Source organism: Sphingobacterium sp. N143, from assembly GCF_030325625.1.
In the GTDB taxonomy this organism is placed as follows: Bacteria; Bacteroidota; Bacteroidia; order Sphingobacteriales; family Sphingobacteriaceae; genus Sphingobacterium.
Window position 1 is genome coordinate 48,163 of sequence record NZ_JACAIS010000014.1, and the last position, 20,539, is coordinate 68,701.

General features: G+C 39.9%; 20 protein-coding genes. 15 read left to right on the forward strand and 5 right to left on the reverse strand.

Features of this window, described 5'->3' with window-relative positions:
• Positions 1–55 precede the first annotated feature (55 nt).
• Positions 56–976: a ribosome small subunit-dependent GTPase A gene (gene rsgA, locus HX021_RS21095; protein ID WP_286592598.1), complete on the reverse strand. Its 921-nt coding sequence runs from the start codon at positions 974–976 to the stop codon at positions 56–58.
• A 106-nt stretch (positions 977–1,082) separates the two neighbouring features.
• Between rsgA and polA the strand changes: the two genes are divergently transcribed.
• The 11 genes from polA to HX021_RS21150 all read left to right on the forward strand — a co-directional run bounded on the left by polA (position 1,083) and on the right by HX021_RS21150 (position 14,570).
• Entirely contained in the window at positions 1,083–3,890 is a 2,808-nt protein-coding gene (gene polA, locus HX021_RS21100; RefSeq protein WP_286592600.1) for a DNA polymerase I, read from the forward strand.
• A gap of 11 nt (positions 3,891–3,901) precedes the next feature.
• The gene (locus HX021_RS21105) at positions 3,902–5,035 is read left to right on the forward strand and encodes a toxin-antitoxin system YwqK family antitoxin (protein WP_286592601.1); all 1,134 of its coding nucleotides are present in this window, start codon (positions 3,902–3,904) and stop codon (positions 5,033–5,035) included.
• Between the two features lie 24 nt (positions 5,036–5,059).
• Positions 5,060–5,713, forward strand: coding sequence for a phosphatidylserine decarboxylase family protein (locus HX021_RS21110; protein WP_286592602.1), 654 nt, complete (start codon positions 5,060–5,062; stop codon positions 5,711–5,713).
• Positions 5,714–5,775: 62 nt separating this feature from the next.
• A complete protein-coding gene (locus HX021_RS21115) occupies positions 5,776–6,813 on the forward strand; it encodes a sensor histidine kinase (RefSeq protein ID WP_286592604.1) in 1,038 nt (345 codons plus the stop codon).
• A 90-nt stretch (positions 6,814–6,903) separates the two neighbouring features.
• The gene (locus tag HX021_RS21120) at positions 6,904–7,551 is read left to right on the forward strand and encodes a DUF47 domain-containing protein (protein ID WP_209582087.1); all 648 of its coding nucleotides are present in this window, start codon (positions 6,904–6,906) and stop codon (positions 7,549–7,551) included.
• A gap of 36 nt (positions 7,552–7,587) precedes the next feature.
• Positions 7,588–8,598, forward strand: a complete 1,011-nt coding sequence (locus tag HX021_RS21125) for an inorganic phosphate transporter (RefSeq protein WP_286592605.1) — start codon at positions 7,588–7,590, stop codon at positions 8,596–8,598.
• 200 nt (positions 8,599–8,798) lie between these two features.
• The gene (locus tag HX021_RS21130) at positions 8,799–10,217 is read left to right on the forward strand and encodes an OmpA family protein (RefSeq protein ID WP_502959020.1); all 1,419 of its coding nucleotides are present in this window, start codon (positions 8,799–8,801) and stop codon (positions 10,215–10,217) included.
• 182 nt (positions 10,218–10,399) lie between these two features.
• Positions 10,400–11,812, forward strand: a complete 1,413-nt coding sequence (locus tag HX021_RS21135; protein WP_286592606.1) for a tetratricopeptide repeat protein — start codon at positions 10,400–10,402, stop codon at positions 11,810–11,812.
• A gap of 104 nt (positions 11,813–11,916) precedes the next feature.
• Complete coding sequence (locus HX021_RS21140) at positions 11,917–12,660, forward strand: shikimate dehydrogenase family protein (protein ID WP_286592607.1); 744 nt, start codon at positions 11,917–11,919, stop codon at positions 12,658–12,660.
• A gap of 35 nt (positions 12,661–12,695) precedes the next feature.
• Entirely contained in the window at positions 12,696–13,337 is a 642-nt protein-coding gene (locus HX021_RS21145) for an MBL fold metallo-hydrolase (protein WP_286592608.1), read from the forward strand.
• Between the two features lie 3 nt (positions 13,338–13,340).
• Positions 13,341–14,570, forward strand: a complete 1,230-nt coding sequence (locus tag HX021_RS21150; protein WP_286592609.1) for an FtsX-like permease family protein — start codon at positions 13,341–13,343, stop codon at positions 14,568–14,570.
• Here HX021_RS21150 and HX021_RS21155 read toward each other — a convergent pair.
• Positions 14,567–15,157, reverse strand: a complete 591-nt coding sequence (locus tag HX021_RS21155) for a hypothetical protein (protein ID WP_286592610.1) — start codon at positions 15,155–15,157, stop codon at positions 14,567–14,569. The genes HX021_RS21150 and HX021_RS21155 overlap by 4 nt on opposite strands.
• A gap of 117 nt (positions 15,158–15,274) precedes the next feature.
• Complete coding sequence (locus HX021_RS21160) at positions 15,275–15,550, reverse strand: NifU family protein (RefSeq protein ID WP_286592611.1); 276 nt, start codon at positions 15,548–15,550, stop codon at positions 15,275–15,277.
• Positions 15,551–15,791: 241 nt separating this feature from the next.
• Between HX021_RS21160 and HX021_RS21165 the strand changes: the two genes are divergently transcribed.
• Genes HX021_RS21165 through coaBC form a run of 3 tightly spaced genes read left to right on the forward strand, consistent with a single transcriptional unit; the run spans position 15,792 to position 18,254 of the window.
• Complete coding sequence (locus tag HX021_RS21165) at positions 15,792–16,721, forward strand: outer membrane protein assembly factor BamD (protein WP_286592612.1); 930 nt, start codon at positions 15,792–15,794, stop codon at positions 16,719–16,721.
• Positions 16,705–17,034, forward strand: coding sequence for a DNA-directed RNA polymerase subunit omega (locus HX021_RS21170; protein WP_286592613.1), 330 nt, complete (start codon positions 16,705–16,707; stop codon positions 17,032–17,034). Before HX021_RS21165 ends, HX021_RS21170 begins: the two co-directional genes overlap by 17 nt.
• 14 nt (positions 17,035–17,048) lie before the next feature.
• The gene (gene coaBC, locus HX021_RS21175) at positions 17,049–18,254 is read left to right on the forward strand and encodes a bifunctional phosphopantothenoylcysteine decarboxylase/phosphopantothenate--cysteine ligase CoaBC (protein ID WP_286592614.1); all 1,206 of its coding nucleotides are present in this window, start codon (positions 17,049–17,051) and stop codon (positions 18,252–18,254) included.
• 42 nt (positions 18,255–18,296) lie between these two features.
• On the opposite strand, the gene HX021_RS21180 is transcribed toward coaBC, so the two are convergent.
• Entirely contained in the window at positions 18,297–19,664 is a 1,368-nt protein-coding gene (locus HX021_RS21180; RefSeq protein WP_286592615.1) for a methyltransferase RsmF C-terminal domain-like protein, read from the reverse strand.
• 88 nt (positions 19,665–19,752) lie between these two features.
• On the opposite strand from HX021_RS21180, the gene HX021_RS21185 reads away from it, so the two are divergent.
• A complete protein-coding gene (locus HX021_RS21185; protein ID WP_286592616.1) occupies positions 19,753–20,139 on the forward strand; it encodes an SRPBCC family protein in 387 nt (128 codons plus the stop codon).
• Positions 20,140–20,257: 118 nt separating this feature from the next.
• Here HX021_RS21185 and HX021_RS21190 read toward each other — a convergent pair.
• Positions 20,258–20,539: hypothetical protein (locus tag HX021_RS21190; protein WP_286592617.1), on the reverse strand; the 282-nt coding region annotated here is incomplete at its 5' end.

The window sequence follows — 20,539 nt, forward strand, 5'->3', positions numbered from 1 at the left end:
GTATTGTGCTTTATAACAACAGGAATCCGCCAGAATTCGGATGGATCCCTGTTGTTTATGCCCGGCTATCTTCGTTATGGTATATGCTGAGATAGCTTTCATAACGTGAACGTTCAATTTGCCCCTCCTCTACGGCTTCCATAATGACACATCCCGGTTCATTGATATGTCGGCAGTTATTAAACCGGCACTGGTTCATCAGCGCCCGCATTTCGGGGAAAAAATGGGATAACTCCTGCTTTTCTATATCCACAATCCCAAGCTCCCGGATACCAGGGGTATCAATCAGTTTTCCCCCAAATGGTAAGTCAAACATTTCGGCAAATGTGGTTGTATGCTTTCCCTTGTCGGACCAATCCGAAATTTCACCCGTTTTTAATCCATATTCTGGTACAATAGCATTGATCAATGTAGACTTTCCCACGCCAGAATGTCCTGAAACCAGGGTAATTTTATCGTGAAGTAAATCTTTTATAACATTAATATTCGTTCCTGTCAAAGCCGAAACTTCAAAGCAAGGGTAACCTATCCGTTCATAAATTGCCTTATAGTCGGCGAGTATCTCCAATCCTGCATCACTAAAAAGATCCAGCTTATTAAAGATAAGGACAGCCGGTATTCCATAAGCTTCGGTTGTCACTAAAAAACGGTCTATAAATCCTAAGGAGGTTGGCGGAGAAGCCAACGTGACCACTAAAAAAGCTTGATCCAAGTTGGCTCCAATAATTTGAGTCTGCTTGGAAAGATTCACCGATTTTCGGATAATATAATTCCGACGGGGCTCAAGCTCACGAATGACAGCACTTTCTTGATCCGGCTCCAGATCAAAATGCACCCAGTCCCCCACGGCAACAGGATTGGTCGTTTTAATTCCTTTCGTACGAAATTTACCTTTGATCCGGCAATCATACTTCTTGCCATCTTCACCCAAAACCTGATACCAGCTACCAGTGGACTTCGTTACCAATCCTCTCATAAATCCTGTTGCATTAAATGTGTCATAGCGCAAAAATCGGAAAAATTTATTAAACTTACGGTTTGATGAATTTCTTACCTTTGTAAGGAGACTAAAATTCAATTTTGTGAAAAAACTATTTCTTTTAGATGGAATGGCTCTGATATACAGAGCATATTTTGCATTGAGCAAAACCCCGCGCATCACCTCTACGGGACTAAATACCGGGGCAATCATGGGATTTACCAATACGCTTTTGGAAGTATTGAAAAATCAGCAACCTTCTCATATAGCAGTAGTGTTCGATACAGCGGCCCCTACTGCCCGACACATTGAATTTGAAGCTTATAAAGCACATCGCGAAAAAATGCCTGAGGATCTTGCGACCTCTATTCCTTATATTCATCGCCTGATCGAAGGATTTAATATTCCCATCATTACCATGGATGGCTATGAAGCCGATGATATTATCGGTACCCTGGCAAAAAAAGCTGAAAACCAAAATTTTGAGGTCTATTGTATGACCCCCGACAAAGACTTCGGTCAGCTTGTCTCCGATAATATCTTTATCTATAAGCCCGCCCGCATGGGCAATGGTGCAGAGATACAAGGTGTAAAAGAAATTCTCGAGAAGTGGGAAGTTACCGATGTCTCCCAGGTCATTGATATTTTGGGGTTATGGGGTGACGCCGTTGATAATATACCTGGAATTCCAGGTATTGGTGAAAAAACAGCAAAAAAACTTGTTCAAGAATATGGGTCCGTAGAAGGCATTATTGCCCATGCCGACCAGCTGAAAGGTAAAATGCGTGAAAATGTTGAGAATTTTGCGAAGCAAGGGCTGATTTCTAAAAAACTGGCAACCATCCTCTTGGACGTACCTATTGAACTCGATGAAAAAGCACTGGAACTTGAAGATCCAAACAGGGATATTTTGGAGCCTCTTTTTGCTGAACTGGAATTCAGAACGCTAGGCAAAAGAGTTTTTGGGGAGGAGTTTTCCATTCTCGAAAAAAATACCCCCACAAACGGACAGATGGATCTCTTTTCGGTTCAGACAACGACAACAGTGACCATGACAACAGAAATTATAACGGACATCCCTGTTGATACTGGTACAATAAATACGATTCATAATACAGATCACGACTATATCTTAGCAGATACTACCGAAAAACAAGAAAAACTTGCTCAGGAGCTAGCATCACTGAACAGCTTCTGCTTTGACACCGAAACAACCGGACTGGACGCAAATCTTGCAGACATCGTTGGACTGTCCTTTTCTTTTGAAACTGGTAAAGCCTATTATATCCCTACGCCTGCAAGCCGTGAGGAAGCGCAGGCCGTGATCAATATTTTTAAACCAGTACTGGAAAATCCTGCCATTGAAAAAATAGGTCAAAATATTAAATACGATATCCTGTTGTTGGCTAGATATGGTGTAAAAGTTCAGGGAATTTTGTTCGACACCATGCTTGCCCATTATCTCATTGACCCCGACACAAGACATGGGATGGATGTGCTCGCCGAAAATTATCTCAATTACACCCCCGTTTCAATTACCGAGCTTATTGGAGAAAAAGGTAAAAAACAGGGCAATATGCGCGATGTCGCACTCGAAAAAATCAAAGAATATGCAGCAGAGGACGCTGATATTACCTTGCAGCTCAAAAATATATTTCAGCCCCTTTTGGTGGAAACGAATACGATGCAGTTAGCCCAAGAAGTTGAATTTCCATTAGTATATGTGCTGGCCGAAATCGAACGAAATGGGGTAAAGATCGATGTTCCGGCGCTTGAAGAATTCTCAAAGACCTTAGAAGAGGATATTAGAAACTTGGAGGCCACCATCTTTGAAAAAGCAGGGATCAACTTCAACATTGCTTCACCAAAACAATTGGGGGAGGTATTGTTCGACAAGCTACAATTGGATCCGAAGGCGAAAAAAACAAAAACAGGTCAATATAAAACTGGCGAAGACGTACTCATGGCATTGGCCAACAAATCGGACATCGTGCAGGACATCCTGAACTTTAGACAATTGCAAAAGCTAAAATCGACCTATGTGGATGCCCTGCCTGAATTGATTAATCCAGAAACTGGCCTCATCCATACATCGTACAATCAAGCCGTCGCGGCCACAGGTCGCCTGAGTTCCACCAACCCGAATTTGCAGAACATTCCAATCCGTACCGAACGGGGCCGAGAGGTAAGAAAAGCCTTTATTCCACGCTCCGAAAACAATGTCATTTTATCAGCGGATTATTCTCAAATTGAGTTAAGGCTGATCGCAGAGTTAAGCAAAGATCAAAACATGATGGAGGCCTTTAGTCAAGGCCATGACATTCACCGCGCCACAGCAGCAAAAGTATATAGCATGGATTTCGACGGAGTAACCGCTGAGCAGCGCCGTAATGCTAAAGCCGTTAACTTCGGTATTATATATGGACAATCAGCTTTTGGCCTTTCACAAAATCTGGGTATTTCCCGTAAAGAAGCTTCTGACATTATCAACGAATATTTTAATCAGTATACAGGCATAAAAAAATACATGAGCGATGCAATAGAATTCGCCAAAGAAAACGGTTATGTTGAAACAATTCTAAAGCGCAGACGTTATCTGAGAGATATCAATTCTGCAAATATGACGGTTCGTGGATTTGCTGAACGCAATGCGATCAACGCGCCGATTCAGGGATCCGCTGCAGATTTAATCAAAATTGCAATGATAGCTATCCAAAAAGAAATAGAGCAGCAAGGACTGGAAGGAAAAATGATCATGCAGGTACATGATGAGCTTGTATTCGATGTGCCAAAACAAGAGATTGAAGTATTCAAGACCATTATTCTAGACAAGATGACACATGCGATCAACACAACTGTTCCTTTGGTTGTTGAGATCGGAGAAGGAAAAAATTGGCTCGAAGCACACTAGATTAAGACGATATGATGATTAAAAAACTCATATATATACTGTTATTTATGTCGTCTCTTGGCTTTCAAACGATACAAGCTCAAGAAGACAAACCTGTCTTTTACGAAAAATTAGATCAAGGTTTAATTCGCTTTTATTTTGATAAGTATTATTACCTTGCCGCAAAAGACTGTGAATTTAAAACCATTGAACGTGTCTGTAAATTTGATTTCACAAAGCAAGTGTTTGAAGGTGAATTTCGTGATTTTGCCTCCGATGGGAGCCGCATACTCGTCGGGAACTATCAAGACGGCAAAAAAGAAGGCCTTTTCCAGGCTTTTCACCCAAATGGCGTGCTGAAATGGGAAGTAAATTTTAAAGCCAACCGTCCCTCAGGAGAATGGAAGTATTACTATCCGGATGGGAAGCCGCTCTTGACCATCACTGAAAACGAACGGGGCTACTTCATCAAAGATTACTGGGACAACCGTGGAAAGCAAGACGTCTCCAACGGCGAGGGGAACTACGAATTTGCCATACCATTTGAAGGTTTTACTGAATTTGGCTATGATTTCTATCTCCGCAGAGGGAAAGTAAAAAATGGTAAACCACAGGGAAATTGGAATACCTATTTCTATAATGTTGGTCAACAGCCTATTTATGCCCTCACCCAACGGTTTGTCAATGGTGAACTAGTAGCAAGCTATGATGACAATGGGGATCTCAATAATGAAGATTTTCAGATATTAAGCATACTGCCGTACGATTACTTTTCCCGGGCAGATCTACTGACCAGTAAATCGTGTAATTTTGATGACTTCTCAAATTTTTATGCTTTTCTTGCCAAACGTTTTACGGATGGGGTCAATAAAAGCGGCATGGAGCTTGTCAATCAGGTTAATTTCACTTATTTAGTAGAAGTAAAGAAAACGGGAATGGCCACTATTCGGAGCTTAAAATTGGTTTCAGATTCCAACAATGAGGATTTTGACACTATCTTAAGCCGGATTGCTAAAAACATCGACTTTTATTTTCCTACCTATAAACCCGATCAGCCTCAAGACGATACGATCAAAGTTTCTGGTAGCATAGGTAAGAACAGTGATGGAAAAGCGTATGCCCATTCAATTAAAATAGAAAGACAAATCGACAATTCGAGTAAATAATTATCTTTGCAGAAAGAAATAGATATGAAATTCCATAAAGAAGGATATACCACGTTAGCGATAGCTATACTTATTATCTTCATCATCAACGCTGTTGCTGATTATTATGATGCTTCGCAATATGTCAAATGGTTTATTTACGCCCTTTCAGCCTTTCTATTTATTACGGTGGTCCAGTTTTTTAGGAGCCCAAGAAAAGTTGTTGTTCCTCAGGATGGAACTATTTTATGTCCTGCTGACGGAAAAGTTGTTGTAATAGAAGAAACAGAGGAAAATGAATATTTTCATGATAAACGTATTCAGGTCTCCATCTTTATGTCACCGGTCAATGTTCACGTCAATCGGAACCCCATCAGCGGTATTGTGACATTTTTCAAATATCACCCGGGCAAGTTCTTGGTGGCCTGGCATCCCAAATCATCCACAGACAACGAAAGGACAACAGTAGTGGTTAAAGACAATGCAGGAAGAGAAGTTCTTTTCCGGCAAATCGCAGGTGCGCTTGCCCGCCGCATTGTCTGGTATGTAAAAGAAGAAGACAAAGTTGTTCAGGGTGATGAATTTGGTTTTATTAAATTCGGTTCCCGTGTCGACTTATTCTTACCTTTGGGAACAGAAATTAATGTTAATATTGGCGACAAGGTTACCGGGGCTAAAACGATCATTGGTAAATTTTAACAATTTATTAATATCATTATAAGTAACTTAGGCCCCAATTAGGGGCCTTTTTTATTCAACAAATGAATTTTAGACAATTATTATTGGCAAACTCCGCAGGTGTGGGCATAGCCATATCAACCATTAGCTTTTATTATAAACATGACTTGCAGACCGCAGTCATTATCTTTTTTGTTGCCCTTATAATCACCTTTCTGCTTTTCAATTATCTCTTTGAGAAATACATCTACCGCCGGCTCAACACGATGTATAAATTGATCCACAACCTCAAACTTGGCAAAGACCTCAAAGACGCAATCGGAGAACATGTGAGTGAAGATCCTATTACAGATGCTGAAAACGAGGTAAAAGCTTGGGCAAAAGACAAAAAAAATGAGATTGAGCATCTAAAATCGCAAGAAAAGTTTAGACGGGAATTTCTATCCAATATTTCCCATGAATTCAAAACCCCATTATTTGCCACCCAAGGGTATATAGAAACATTACAAGATGGGCTTATAGAAGAAGATATGGACATGGCCAAGAATTTTCTGGATAAAGCCGCCCGTAATCTCGACCGATTAAATTACTTGATCCAGGACCTGGATGAGATATCAAAACTAGAATCTGGGAAAATGGTGCTGAATATAGAAAAATTCGATATCGTCGAACTCATAAAGGACACATCTTATTCGTTAGAAGACAAAGCAAAACAGCACAATATCAAGATTGAGTTTAAAATCAAAGCCGGCACTCCACACTGGGTCAAAGCTGACCGGAATAAAATTCATCAGGTATTGTATAACCTCATCGACAATTCACTCAAATATGGAAAAGAGGGCGGTACGACTAAAATTAAAATTTTTCCATTATTTGAACAGGTGCTGATTGAAATCACAGATGATGGTTATGGTATTGAGGAAAAAAATCTCAACCGTGTATTCGAGCGTTTCTTCCGTACGGATAAAAGTAGATCAAGAGATATCGGAGGTTCAGGACTAGGTTTAGCTATCGTAAAGCATATTATTGAGGCCCATCAACAAAATGTTAATGTTCGCAGTACAGAAGGGATAGGAACCACATTTGGGTTCACTTTGCAAAAAGTTCAGACCGGCGACTAAACAATTGATGACACTTTTGTGTTTAAACAAAACCAATGTTAACATTAACTTAACATTAGGGTATTATTTTTGCAGAAATAAATTTAAGATATGTCTTTAAATAGCATTTTTCAATACTTCGTTCCAAAGGACAAAAAATTCTTCCCTTTGTTTGAACAAGCCGGTAACAATTTGATCGAGATGTCAAAGTTGTTGAAAGATATTGTTAACTCAAGCAATCCAGAGAAGAAGAAGGACTTTACGCGCAAGATGGAAGATTTGGAACACAAAGGCGACAACATCACCCATCAGATTCATTTGGAACTAGGAAAAAATTTCATTACTCCATTTGACCGTGAAGATATTCACTCCTTGGCAAGTTCATTAGATGATGTAGCAGACTTCATTCATGGTGCTGCCAACAGAATGGATTTATACAAAGTAGAAAAAGCAACTGAACCGATGATCGAGATTGCCGACTTATTAGTCGAGGCAACTGAACATGTTTCAAAGGCCATCCACGAACTTCGGGATTTAAAGAATATCCGTAATATCACAGATTCATGTGTCCGCATCAATAGCGTAGAAAACAAGGCTGATTATATTTTTGATAAAGCTGTAGCCGATCTTTTTGAATTTGAAAAAGATGCGATTTCATTGATCAAACACAAGGAAGTATTATCCGCAATGGAGGACGCAACAGACAAATGCGAGGATGTTGCGAATGTATTAGAAAGCATTCTAGTTAAAAACGCATAATCATTCGATTTAAGTGCATAAAAATTCTACGAGATTATGATGTCAACATTACTCGTTGTTGTGATTGTCCTAGCTATTGCATTTGACTACATCAATGGATTCCATGATGCAGCCAATTCAATCGCGACAGTTGTTTCAACAAAAGTTTTAACGCCAGCAATGGCGGTATTATGGGCTGCCATATTCAACTTTGCAGCTTACTTTTACTTTACAGACCATAAAGTGGCTAACACCATTGCCAAAACGGTCCTAGAAGAGTACATTACCCTAGAAGTTATTTTCGCAGGTTTACTTGCGGCTATTGGCTGGAACTTATTTACCTGGTATTATGGCGTTCCATCCAGTTCCTCACACACGTTAATTGGGGGATTTGCAGGCTCTGGGATGGCATATGCTTTCATTCTTGGTGCCGACCCGATCCATGCCATCAACATCGATGCAACCTTAAAGATCATTGCTTTCATCGTTTTGGCCCCAATTCTTGGTTTGACCATATCTGTTATTATCACGTTGATAGTAATCAATTTGGCCAAAAACTCACGGCCCAGTGTTGCTGAAAAATGGTTTAAGGTATTGCAATTAATTTCCTCTGCAGCGCTGAGCTTTGCCCATGGTGGTAATGATGCCCAAAAGGTAATGGGTATTATTCTTGTGGCCATGGTCGCAGGAGGATATGTACCAACAACAGAACATATGCCCGAATGGATTCCATTGACCTGTTATGCAGCAATTGCTGCTGGAACCATGAGTGGTGGCTGGAAGATTGTCAAAACCATGGGAACCAAAATTACGAAAGTAACCCCACTGGAAGGCGTCTGTGCTGAATCTGCCGGAGCAGTAACGCTAGGCATTACGGAGCATTTTGGAATCCCAGCTTCCACTACGCACACCATTACAGGGGCAATTATTGGCGTTGGTGTTGTCAAACGTGTATCAGCCGTTCGCTGGGGCGTTACCATCAGTTTATTATGGGCCTGGATATTAACAATTCCAGTATCCGCACTGCTTGGTGGGCTATCCTTGGTTATCGTTCATTATTTACTTTAGAAAGAATTTATTAATTTTTTTCTTAAAGCTATTGAAACAAAACAAAAATTTGGTACTTTCGTACCGGATTTTTGTTTTGTTGTTTCACATTAAATACTTAATTTAGGGTGGACATATAGGAAAAATAAAAATTTAACATATTTTTAAGACTTTGGCACGGCAATTGTACTGTACCAGATGTTAAGACAAGTAATAAAAAATTGAAAACAATTAAAATTAATAATAACCTTAAAAACAAGAGTATGAACTATTCTACAATTAAAAAAACAGCTGTTGCTGCTACATTAGTTGCCGCTTTAGGTTTCGCTGATACAGCACAAGCTCAACAAGTATTCGGTGGTAGATCACAATACAGAACTTGGTCTATCGGAGTTCAAGGTGGTATCACTACACCTAATAACGTTCTTGGTGGAACTAACGCTTTTGGTCAAAAAGTAGGTTACTTCCAAAACAAAGTTGGTGAATACTATGGTTTGACAGTACGTAAACAATTCTCTCACCTTTTCGGTTTAGAAGTTGAAGCAAACCGTGGTAAGATCAAAACTTACAACCACGATTTATCAGGTCCTGCTATCGAAAACTCAAGAGGCGCTCGTTCAGTAGAAACTAAAGTAAACTGGGCTGCTAGCTTGAACGGTGTATTCCAATTGGGTACTATCGATTTCTTGAGAAGAGAAAATGCAGTTAACTTCTACGCTAAAGTCGGTTTAGGAGCAATGGCTTACAACCCTGTTCAATATTCAAACAACGATTTCTCAGGAACAGTTGTTTATGATAACTCAGGTAAATGGGGTGAAGGCATCATCGGTGACCGTGATAAAAACGATGAAGGCCGTGACAACAAATTGACAGCATTCGTTCCTGTAGGTGTTGGTGCTAAATTCAAATTATCTGAAGTAGTAGCATTGAACTTAGGTTACACAATGAACTTTGCTGATGACCAAATCTACGGTCCAGCTCGTCAATCTTCTTACAAAGGTAAATTCTCTCAAGTTATGGCTGGTTTAGAGTTTACTCTAGGTTCAAAAGACAAACAAAACTTGACTTTTGCTAACCCAGTTGCTACAATGTACGATGAGTTGAAAGATCCTTCATTGAGAAACGAAGTTGAAGCGTTAAAACAACGTGTAAGCACTTTGGAAGGTACTGTTAACACATTAAGCGCTGATGCTGATGGTGACGGTGTATCTGATAAATTCGATAAATGTCCTGACACTCCAGCTGGTACTCCAGTAGATGGTTCAGGATGTCCAATCAAATTCCCAGAGCCACAAGTTTTAGATAACAACGCTAACGGTTACTACGCTCCAATTCAATTCGAATTCGATAGCTCAGTATTGAAAACTTCATCTTACTCAACTTTGGACAAATTGGCTAAAGAAGTACGTGATAACAACTCTACTGTAACTTTAGATGGTTATGCTTCTGAAGAAGGTTCTGAAGCTTACAACATGACTTTATCTAAAGACCGTGCTAACTCTGTAAAACAATACTTAGTAAACGCTGGTGTTTCTGCATCTAGCATCACTGCTAACGGTTACGGAGAAGCTAACCCAGTAGCATCTAATGCAACTGAAGAAGGTCGTATCCAAAACCGTCGTGTTGAGATCAAAAAATAATCGTATATAATTTATACTATTATATTGAAAGCCGGCTCTAGAGCCGGCTTTTTTATTTTAAAGGTATTTATCCTTAACTTTGTGGACGATATCGAATTTGTGGAAAATTTAATCAGACAAATTAGATAAGAAATTAGTATTTTGATTTAAGGAACAGAATACTGGTTTTTAAACTATTGAGAATGGAAGAGGATTTTGAATTTGAAAACCCCGAGGAAAGAAAAATCTCGGTGGACAGATATGAGGAAATGCTTCGAAACGAGGATCAGTATTTTTTTGATTCCAAGGCTTTTGAAGGAATAATTGATTACTATGCTGAAAAAAACGACCCTGTAAAAGCATTGCAGGTAACAGAATTTGCCATTAGCCAACATCCTTTTGATATTACATTTTTATTAAAGCAGGCACAATTGTTTTCAACAATACAGCAATATCAAAATGCCCTGGCAGCCTTAGACAAAGCGGAGCTGCTTGAACCTTCAGAAGGCGATATTTTCCTGATCAGAGGTGGAATTCTCGGCAGTATAGGACAATTTGACCAGGCCTTAGAGCAGCTATTCCATGCGCTTCCCTTATTGGACAATAAAGACGAGGTTTATTTTCACATCGCCATGATCTTTCAAGCGCAGATGAACTACGATAAGGCGATCATCTACCTAAAAAAAGCACTAGAGCTCAATATGGACTATCAGGAAGCTCTTTATGAGCTAGCCTATTGCTATGATATCCTTGATAGGCAGGAAGAAAGCATCTCCTTTTATAAGAAGTATATAGATTCAGACCCCTATTCATACTATGCCTGGTATAATCTGGGTAATTCTTATCATAAAATTGGCAAGTTCGAGGAAGCATTGGATGCCTATGATTATGCCATATTAATCAAAGAAGACTTTTCATCAGCTTATTTCAATAAGGGGAATGCGCTGGTCAATTTAGATCGTTACCAAGAGGCCTTGGAAGTCTACAAGCAGACCTTTGAATATGAGCAACCCAGTGCCGACACCTACTGTGCCATTGGTGAATGCTATGAGAAACTTGAGCAGATGGAGGAAGCGCGGAACTATTATAAAAAAGCGGTGAAGCTGGATGCAGAGCTTGCGGATGCATGGTTCGGTATAGGTGTGACACTTGATTTTGAAGAACGTTATTTTGAATCTCTCCACTTCTACAAAAAGGCCCTAGAGCTCGAAGATACCAATCCCGACTACTGGTTTGCAATTGCTGATGCCCGTTATAAATTACAACAAATTGATCAGGCTGAAGAAGCGTATAAAAAAGTAGTGGCATTAAATCCGACCGATATTGATGCCTGGCTGGATTATTCGTCCATCCTGTTTGAGCAAAGCAAGATAGATGAAGCAATTAACATTATGTCAGATGCCATCACACAAAACCCTGAAGCTGCTGAATTATACTATCGGGTAGTCGCCTATTTATTTGCCAATGGTCAATACAATGAAGCGTTAAACTTTCTGGAGCTTGGCCTAGCCACAAATCCCGAAAAACATTATATTCTTTTTGATTATCTTCCTCAATTGCAGGGCAACCAGATCATCACGGAGATTGTAAAAAAGTATACCAAACCCAAAGATTAAAACAAATAAAATAGCCTGTCTATAAGCTTTCGAAAAAAGCTATGGATAGGCTAAATACCGACAAAACGTTATCGAGCTAATCCCAAAAGTATTATATCATCTGAATGAAAAAGTTAGGTCTCATAGGATTTCCTTTAGGTCATTCCTTCTCCAAGAAATACTATCTAGAAAAATTTGAAAGAGAAAATATACAACATGTAGATTATGACCTATATCCAATTGAAAAAATAGCAGATTTTACCTCCATCCTTTCGGACAAGGATTTCTACGGGGTAAATGTCACTATCCCATATAAAATTGAGGTACTGGCCTATGTGGACGAGCTATCCAAGGAAGCTGAAGCAATCCAAGCTGTGAACTGTATACGTATTATGCACCGGACAGATGGCTCAACCTATTTAAAAGGATATAATACCGATGCCTACGGGTTTGAGGCCTCATTACGACCTCTCCTAAATTCGAATGATAAAAAGGCTTTAGTCTTAGGAAATGGTGGTGCCGCAAAAGCTGTGATTTATGCCCTGAATCAGTTGAACATCACCCATAAACTCGTCAGTAGAACGAAACAGCCTGACAACTTTACTTATTCAGAACTTGACGCATCGGTTCTATCTGAGTATACATTAATCATCAACTGCTCACCGGTGGGGACATTTCCAAATGTAGCAGACTCACCCCAAATCCCTTATGAATATATCAATGAAACCCACTTGTGCTATGATCTAATCTATAACCCAGAAGAAACGGCTTTCCTGAGAAAAGGAAAGGAAAAGGGTGCGCGGATTAAAAATGGATATGATATGTTGCTTCTTCAAGCAGAGAAGAACTGGGAAATTTGGAACAGCTAATCTTTGGCTATCAATAAAAACACTAATTTTGCATTATGCTTACCATAAGAACATTCACCTTCAATCCCTATCAGGAAAATACTTACTTATTATATAATGAGGAGGGAAATGCCCTTATTATTGACCCCGGCATGTACGGGGATAAAGAACAGCATGAATTTTTGACATTTATCGAAAATAATCAGTTAAGGCCCAACTTGCTATTGAATACACATTGTCATATTGACCACGTGCTCGGCAACCATTTTATTCATGAACAATTTGCGCTCCTTCCTCAGTTTCATGAGGGGGAACTTCCCATTTTAATTGCCGTGCAAAACTATGCCCCGCAAATGGGTTTCCGCTATGATACCTCTCCCATTGGGGAAACATTTCTGAATGATGGGGATAAGATCACCTTGGATCAGGATGAGCTGGAGGTCATACTAGCACCTGGACATTCCCCAGCACATATCTGTTTTTATTCCCGGGCACAAAAATTTCTGATTGGTGGGGACGTCTTATTCCGTAACAGTATCGGCAGGACCGATCTTCCAGGAGGAAATCACCAACAGCTTTTGGATAGCATTAAGAAGCGGCTTTATACCCTACCTGATGATACCATTGTCTATCCTGGCCATGGTCCTTCAACAACAATAGGCTTTGAAAAAAATTCCAACCCATTTATTCAGGGATAAGCTATGAATTTACCTTTTTTATTTGCTAAAAGATATCTTTTTTCAAGGAAATCAGTCAATGCGATTAATATCATATCCTCTATTAGTGTCATTGGGGTAATGGTGAGTAGCGCGGCACTGATTATTTTGCTATCCTCGTTCAATGGCATGGAAGAGCTTATTTTATCCATGTACAGTAAATTTGCTCCTGAATTAAAAATCGAGCCTAAAAAAGGGAAACTTTTCGCCACCAAGGATCCAGTATTTGAGGAACTGAGGAAGGATCCCCGTGTCGTCCATTATTCCGAAGTTTTGCAAGAGAAAGTGCTCTTACAATATGCCAACAAACAATATATTGCAAGCATTAAAGGTGTTGAGCCAGACGCCCTCAATAAAGCTACTGCTGACAGCATCATTGTTGATGGGGCATACCAGCTTACACGGGATTCGACGGCTTTGGCAGTACTGGGAGCCAGTGTGCAGGCCAATCTGGCCATCGCCATGCAAAACGGATCCGAACAGATCCAGGTATATTCTCCAAGAAAAGGGGTAAAAAGCACTTCTAATCCTGCCGAAGAATTCAATATCAGGTCCATCAAGCCCAGTGGTGTCCTGAGGTACCAACAAGATTTCGATAATTTAATTATTACCCCTATATCATTTGCCCGGGAGGTCCTTGGTGAGTACGATAGAGTTTCATCGATTGAATTTTATCTTAAAGAGCATACCGATATCAATTTGTTTGAAAAGGCACTTCAGAAAAAACTAGGGGAAGATTATCTTGTAAAGAATCGCGAGGAGCAAAATCCAACCTTATATAAAAATGTCCGAGTAGAGCGGTGGGTTGTTTTTTTTATTCTGACCTTGATCAGTATCATTGCTATTTTTAACATTGTGGGCTCACTCACGATGCTCGTTCTGGACAAACAAAAAGACATGACAATTTTAAAGAGCCTGGGGGGAGACAATAGCTTGATCCAACGCATTTTCTTCTATGAGGGTCTAATGATTTCAGTTGGCGGCTGTATATTGGGTTTATGCATAGGAGCTGGATTTAATTATATACAGTCCACCTATGGTATCATTCGTGTGGAAGATGGTGCCAATGCCATTCTGGACAGCTATCCCATGGTCAGCCGATGGACCGATTACATACTTGTATTTATCACTGTCACCAGCATTTCTGGGTTGGTTTCCTATTTCTCGGCTAAGGCTAGTGTGAAGGAATTAAATAAGCTCAAAACAACGGATTAATAACGGGGGCTTTTAGACCGGCTTTGATTCCCTTTTGTGATCTGCTGAATTAGACTTCCCCAAGCAAAGGGATTCAAAAGAGGGTTTGCATATCGTTGGTTTATGACCTTATTGTTCATTGTATTAAAGCTTTGACTATTATTGATCGAACGCATCTCATTACCATCACGGGGCACTACTGCGGCCATGGCAGATAAAGATTCGTAGGATAATGATTTCCTTGCTCTGACAATATGATCTTCGGATACATCCAGGTTCATAAATGCAATATTGAATTCCTCAATACTTGCCCACGGGTAAGGAGTAACCATTGGAAGTTCAGTGACAAGATTTTGCATCACAATACTTGCTGTAAACTTATCTCCCGGGACATCAGGAACCGTGACAATTAAAGGGTCAAAGCCTACAGATGAGAAGCGGATGGTATCACCGACATGGGCTACAAAAGAAAAATAACCTTCATTATTGGCTGCGACAGCCTCATTTCGAAAGGATAGGTTCGTTGCAGTTGCATAACCAACAGGGAGCCCCGATCCTACGGTCGTTACTACACCCGAATATTGGATAATCTTTTTTTCCTGTGCCATTAATGCAGAAGAACTAAAGAAAACACATATAACGTATACTATAGGGATCAGCAACTTCATAGAACAAATTTACACAAAAGCAGCCGAGTTAGCCGTTAAATTGTGTTAATAGATAAACTAATTGGCAGGTGGTAATGTTGCATCAGGTGAATCAGGGTCGGTAAGATTCATTGCTTCTACAGCAGTAATTTCAGGAACAGCCTTCTTAATTGCCTGCTCCAGACCTGCCTTAAAAGTCATAATGCTCATTGAACAAGAAGCACAGGCTCCCAATAACTTTAAACGCACGACATTATCTGCAGTAATCTCTTCAACACTCACATTTCCGCCATCAGTCTCCAAATAAGGTCTCAAGGTATCCAATGCTTGCTCCACTTTTTCTTTTAAGGTCATACTTTTTATTAAATTCAATGATTGTACATGTAAAGATAATCAAATATTTTAAAATGTCTATTTTTCCGGTCTCTACCAGTCCGAAAAACAACAAGTCCATGACAATCGTATGCTAGGGTCTGTCCGAGCGAGTTAAAGAATGTTAATAAGAAATGCAGTTCTTGGGATCAAATAATTATTAAACTATATTGCACAGTAAAATTTAATTGATTAGTATAACAAATTCACTTATCTTTGTAAAATGTTTTTAAATAGGCGTATAGCGGCTATCTGTGCCGGCATGATGTTTCTATTGGTATTTACTGGTTGTAAAAGTAGATTTGAGAAATTGCGCGCAAGCAATAATATTGCTCAAAAATATGAAGAGGCGGTAAAACTTTATGAGAAAAAGAAATATACAAAGGCATTAGTTTTATTCGATGACTTGCGGACAAAATTCCGTGGGCAGGCTGAAGCGGAAAATATTTACTACTATTTGGCTTTTGCCAATTATCGTCTGAAAGACTATACATCTGCGGCATATCACTTTAAAGATTTTGCGGATGTCTATCCCAATAGCCCCAGAGCAGAAGAGTGTCGCTTTATGCATGCCTATTGTTACTATTTGGATTCACCAAGGTCAACCTTGGACCAGGCAAACACAAGGAAAGCAATTGATGCATTACAACTTTTTGTCAATCTATATCCTGAATCTGAACGCTCGAAAGAAGCTTCAGACCTCATTCAAAAGTTAAGAGATAAGCTTGAACTTAAGGCATTTGCCAATGCAAGGCTTTATTATGATATGGGGTTAAATGATGATTACAGGGCCGCGGTAATTGCATTACAAAATGTGTTAAAGGAATATCCGGACACAAAATATGCCGAAGAAATTGAATTCTTGACATTAAAGGCCCAATACATTTTTGCATCTAAAAGTGTTGTAACCAAGCAAGAAAGCAGATACGATGAAGCACTGGATTATTACCGGAACTTTGCCAGTAATTTTCCAGATAGTAAGCATATCAAAGAGGCAGAATCTATTCGTGAAAATTCTGAAAAGGGAATTAAAACGGCTGCTTCACAGCTCAAAGAATATCACAAAGCTCTTGCAGAACAAGAGGCTTATATAAAAGAACAAAAGGCGAAAAAAGAAAAAGAAAATACCCAAAAAGATGAGTCAAAAAAATAACAATTCAATTCCAAGCTCTACAGTTACACGTGACTTAAGACAATTGGACAAAGGAACTGACAATATCTATGAATCTATTGTAGTTATTTCCAAACGTGCGAATCAAATTGCAGTGGACGTTAAGGAAGAGTTGAATGGAAAACTTGCTGAATTTGCAAGCAATAATGATAACTTGGAAGAGGTATTCGAAAACCGTGAGCAGATAGAGATCTCTAAACACTACGAGCGTATGCCAAAACCTACTTTGGTGGCGATCGATGAGTTCCTGCACGATAAGGTGTATTACAGAAACCCTTCGAAAGAACAAGACTAGTCCCCCATTCCACAATGGCTTTAACGGGAAAAAATATTGTAATTGCTGTATGCGGTAGTATTGCCGCATACAAAATTGCAGTCCTAATTCGTCTGCTGGTCAAAGCAGGTGCCCACATTAAAGTCATTATGTCTGAAGAAGCAACAGCTTTTATCACGCCACTGACGCTTTCTACCCTTTCCAAAAATCCTGTTTTAGTAGATTATTATCAGGAAAATACCGGTGAATGGAATAACCATGTAGAAATTGCGCTCAATGCAGATTATATACTTATCGCTCCAGCAACAGCAAATACCATTGCAAAAATGGCTGCTGGCTTATGTGACAACCTCTTAATGGCCGTATATCTGTCGGCAAAATGCCCCGTATTCTTCGCTCCAGCAATGGATTTAGATATGTGGAAGCACCCTTCCACACAATCAAATGTAGATCGTCTGCGCTCCTATGGGAATATGATGATCCCACCAGAGAAAGGAGAGCTGGCAAGCGGTCTTATTGGAGAAGGACGCCTGGCTGAGCCTGACGAAATCATGGATTTTTTAGCCCATTACTCCGATGCGGAGCTCCCATTATACGGTAAAAAGGCGCTCGTCTCAGCAGGCCCAACACATGAAGCCATCGATCCAGTCCGTTTTATTGGAAACCATTCCAGCGGGAAAATGGGATATGCTATTGCCAAACAGCTAAAAGAACTTGGTGCAGATGTAACGCTGGTCTCAGGTCCAAGTGCGCTTCAGCCCCCCGCCCAGGTTGAGTTGGTTCGGGTTACTTCCGCAGCAGAAATGCTACAAGCCTGTGAAGAATATTTTGACAGGTCTTCAATTATTGTCATGAGCGCAGCAGTTGCAGATTATACCCCTGCCGAGGTAGCCACACAAAAAATAAAAAAGAAAGAAGCCGAGTTTTCCATTTCATTAAAGAAAACCACTGATATTCTCGCAACTTTGGGCGCGAAAAAGAGAGCAGATCAATTGCTCATTGGTTTCGCTTTAGAAACCAACAATGAACTCGAAAATGCTAAAGATAAACTGATCCGAAAAAACCTTGATTTCATTGTCCTCAATTCGATGCAAGACAAGGGTGCAGGTTTTGCCACGGACACAAATAAGGTAACAATAATCAATCGAGAAGGCAATATCAACGAATTTACCCTTAAATCAAAAGACGATGTTGCAAAAGATATCTGCTCAATCATTGTGCAGCAGCACTCTTCCCATTAAGACCTAATTCTACGCGTCATTTACCATAAAAATCTTTTTGGACTATAAATTCATGATCCGCAGTTCTTTTGGATAATAGTTATTTATTCTATTTGGCAGAACCTTCATCCAGCCTAATGCTTGGCCATCATATCTTGCAATCGTCCAGCCACTAAGATCCCCAGGAAGATCTGTTGCTGCTAAATTATCTTTTCTCAGGTAATTCTGGGCCTCAGCAAGAGGCAAATCAACACTTTGAAAGCCTGCAGCAAGGTGGTTACTTAATGCTAGGGCATGGCTCGGTATCAGGTCCTTTCGGTTAAGTTTACCAACATTAGTGCCCGCATTTTTAAGGTAGAGTACATTTTGAAGATACTTAAGATCGATATCATATATTTTAGGGAAAATATATACATCATCATGATGAATAAAAGTATGAAATCCATCATGGTCAGCGATCCAACTATCAAGAATCCCTTTCGGAATATCCGATTTCTCCATCTTCATTTTCTTTCGGCTAAATGTAGCCTGTTCGCCTATTTTTTTCAGTACGGCAATAAAAAAACCCTCACCACCGAGTTTGTGCGGGTAGAAACGGTAACCATGTGCTTTATGCTTTTCAGAACTAGTATGCTCAATCCCCCAATTACCATCAACTGCTATGTCGATAGATTCAAAATCACCTGAATCCATTAACCAATCCACAATATCCTCATTTTCCTCTTCTGAATAAGAGCAAGTTGAGTAAAGCAAATACCCTCCTGTTCTTAAAGCCGCAAGGCTTTCCACCAGGATACGTTGTTGCCTTTCACTGCATAGTTTTACATTGGCTTCGGACCATTCATCGATAGCATCCACATCCTTTCTAAACATCCCTGATCCGGAACATGGCGCATCGACTACCATCAGATCAAAGTACCCTGCTAAACGGTTAAATGCCGAAGGATCATTATTTGTCACAACGGTATTTGCATTTCCCCATTTCGTCAGATTATCCTGTAAAATTGTAACACGAGTTTTGATAATTTCATTCGCAACCAACAGGCTCTCCGGATGCAAACTACTATTTAACAAGGTAGATTTACCTCCGGGAGCAGCACATAAATCCAAGGCCCGAATAGGTTCTTGATTTATCTGCAAAGAAGAAATAACATGATCAATAAACATAGACGATGCATCTTGCGGATAATATGCGCCAGCATGGAATAAGGGGTCAAGGGTAAATACAGGACGTTCCTTAAGATAAAAAGCCTGACTGCACCATGGAACTGTACCTGTACTTGGGAATGGGCATTCCTTCAGCTTATTTGGATTCAGCCTTATAGCCGTCGCCCGGATTCCTTCTTCATGTATATTGATAAATGCGTCTGTATCAAATGATGGATTCACACCCAACTTTTTGACTAACGAATTTGGCAGAAAGTTACTCATGATATATTGATAGTTTGTGCTAAAAATAACATAAATAAAAATGGCGTCAAAATAAGCTGTAAATTACGAGAAAGAGTAAATTTGTCTTATGAAAGATTTCAAGAAATATGCAATTATTCCGGCGACTCCAGAAGAATTATATCTCGCCCTCACCACTGAAATTACTGCTCGTCTCTGGACAGGAGATCTCGTATCAATTGACCCAGTTGTAAATGGCGAATTTTCCCTTTGGGATGGAGCTATTACAGGTCGGTTCTTGGAACTCGAAGCACCAACCAAAATTGTACAAGAATGGTATTTCGGAGATACTAACGCTCCCTCTATTGTAACGTTAAAACTCCATGAACATAAGAAAGGAACATCTTTGGAGATAAGACAGACCAATATACCTGATGAAGATTTCGAAAACATCTCAGAAGGCTGGGAAGATCCCTATATTTCTTCTTTAGTCGATTTTTACACAGAAGAAGATTAGCTAGTCAAAATGGATCAGGAGCCCTTCGTGTTTACCCCATGAAGGGCTCTCCAATTAATTCCTGAGAGCCTTTTAGAAGACCAATACGTTCAGGTCAAACTGACCTCCTACCTTAACCTCATCCCTTGTTTTCATCAACTTTTAGGATTGATCTGTTCCAATCATCCTGCCTTGTTGTCCCCGATCTATTCGCTACCCAAATGATACGGTCTTCATAGCAGCAAACAACAGTGTAAAAATCATTACACTGCCGGGAAGGCACATTCATGCGGATAGAAGGCATACTACAAAGCTGATGCTCCACTGGCACTGCCCCGCACGAAGCATCAAAACTATCCAAACGCAAGAAGCCCTTGACTGTTTCCAGCAAGGGCTTCCGTGTAAAAAAAGGCACCGACCT

What these genes read in the sequence shown, in the direction of transcription:
- rsgA (WP_286592598.1), bottom strand. Translation starts at nt 976, where the DNA reads ATGAGAGGATTGGTAACGAAGTCCACTGGTAGCTGGTATCAGGTTTTG.
- HX021_RS21105 (WP_286592601.1), top strand. Translation starts at nt 3,902, where the DNA reads ATGATGATTAAAAAACTCATATATATACTGTTATTTATGTCGTCTCTT.
- HX021_RS21110 (WP_286592602.1), top strand. Translation starts at nt 5,060, where the DNA reads ATGAAATTCCATAAAGAAGGATATACCACGTTAGCGATAGCTATACTT.
- HX021_RS21115 (WP_286592604.1), top strand. Translation starts at nt 5,776, where the DNA reads ATGAATTTTAGACAATTATTATTGGCAAACTCCGCAGGTGTGGGCATA.
- HX021_RS21120 (WP_209582087.1), top strand. Translation starts at nt 6,904, where the DNA reads ATGTCTTTAAATAGCATTTTTCAATACTTCGTTCCAAAGGACAAAAAA.
- HX021_RS21125 (WP_286592605.1), top strand. Translation starts at nt 7,588, where the DNA reads ATGATGTCAACATTACTCGTTGTTGTGATTGTCCTAGCTATTGCATTT.
- HX021_RS21135 (WP_286592606.1), top strand. Translation starts at nt 10,400, where the DNA reads ATGGAAGAGGATTTTGAATTTGAAAACCCCGAGGAAAGAAAAATCTCG.
- HX021_RS21140 (WP_286592607.1), top strand. Translation starts at nt 11,917, where the DNA reads ATGAAAAAGTTAGGTCTCATAGGATTTCCTTTAGGTCATTCCTTCTCC.
- HX021_RS21145 (WP_286592608.1), top strand. Translation starts at nt 12,696, where the DNA reads ATGCTTACCATAAGAACATTCACCTTCAATCCCTATCAGGAAAATACT.
- HX021_RS21150 (WP_286592609.1), top strand. Translation starts at nt 13,341, where the DNA reads ATGAATTTACCTTTTTTATTTGCTAAAAGATATCTTTTTTCAAGGAAA.
- HX021_RS21155 (WP_286592610.1), bottom strand. Translation starts at nt 15,157, where the DNA reads ATGGCACAGGAAAAAAAGATTATCCAATATTCGGGTGTAGTAACGACC.
- HX021_RS21160 (WP_286592611.1), bottom strand. Translation starts at nt 15,550, where the DNA reads ATGACCTTAAAAGAAAAAGTGGAGCAAGCATTGGATACCTTGAGACCT.
- HX021_RS21165 (WP_286592612.1), top strand. Translation starts at nt 15,792, where the DNA reads ATGTTTTTAAATAGGCGTATAGCGGCTATCTGTGCCGGCATGATGTTT.
- HX021_RS21170 (WP_286592613.1), top strand. Translation starts at nt 16,705, where the DNA reads ATGAGTCAAAAAAATAACAATTCAATTCCAAGCTCTACAGTTACACGT.
- coaBC (WP_286592614.1), top strand. Translation starts at nt 17,049, where the DNA reads ATGGCTTTAACGGGAAAAAATATTGTAATTGCTGTATGCGGTAGTATT.
- HX021_RS21180 (WP_286592615.1), bottom strand. Translation starts at nt 19,664, where the DNA reads ATGAGTAACTTTCTGCCAAATTCGTTAGTCAAAAAGTTGGGTGTGAAT.
- HX021_RS21185 (WP_286592616.1), top strand. Translation starts at nt 19,753, where the DNA reads ATGAAAGATTTCAAGAAATATGCAATTATTCCGGCGACTCCAGAAGAA.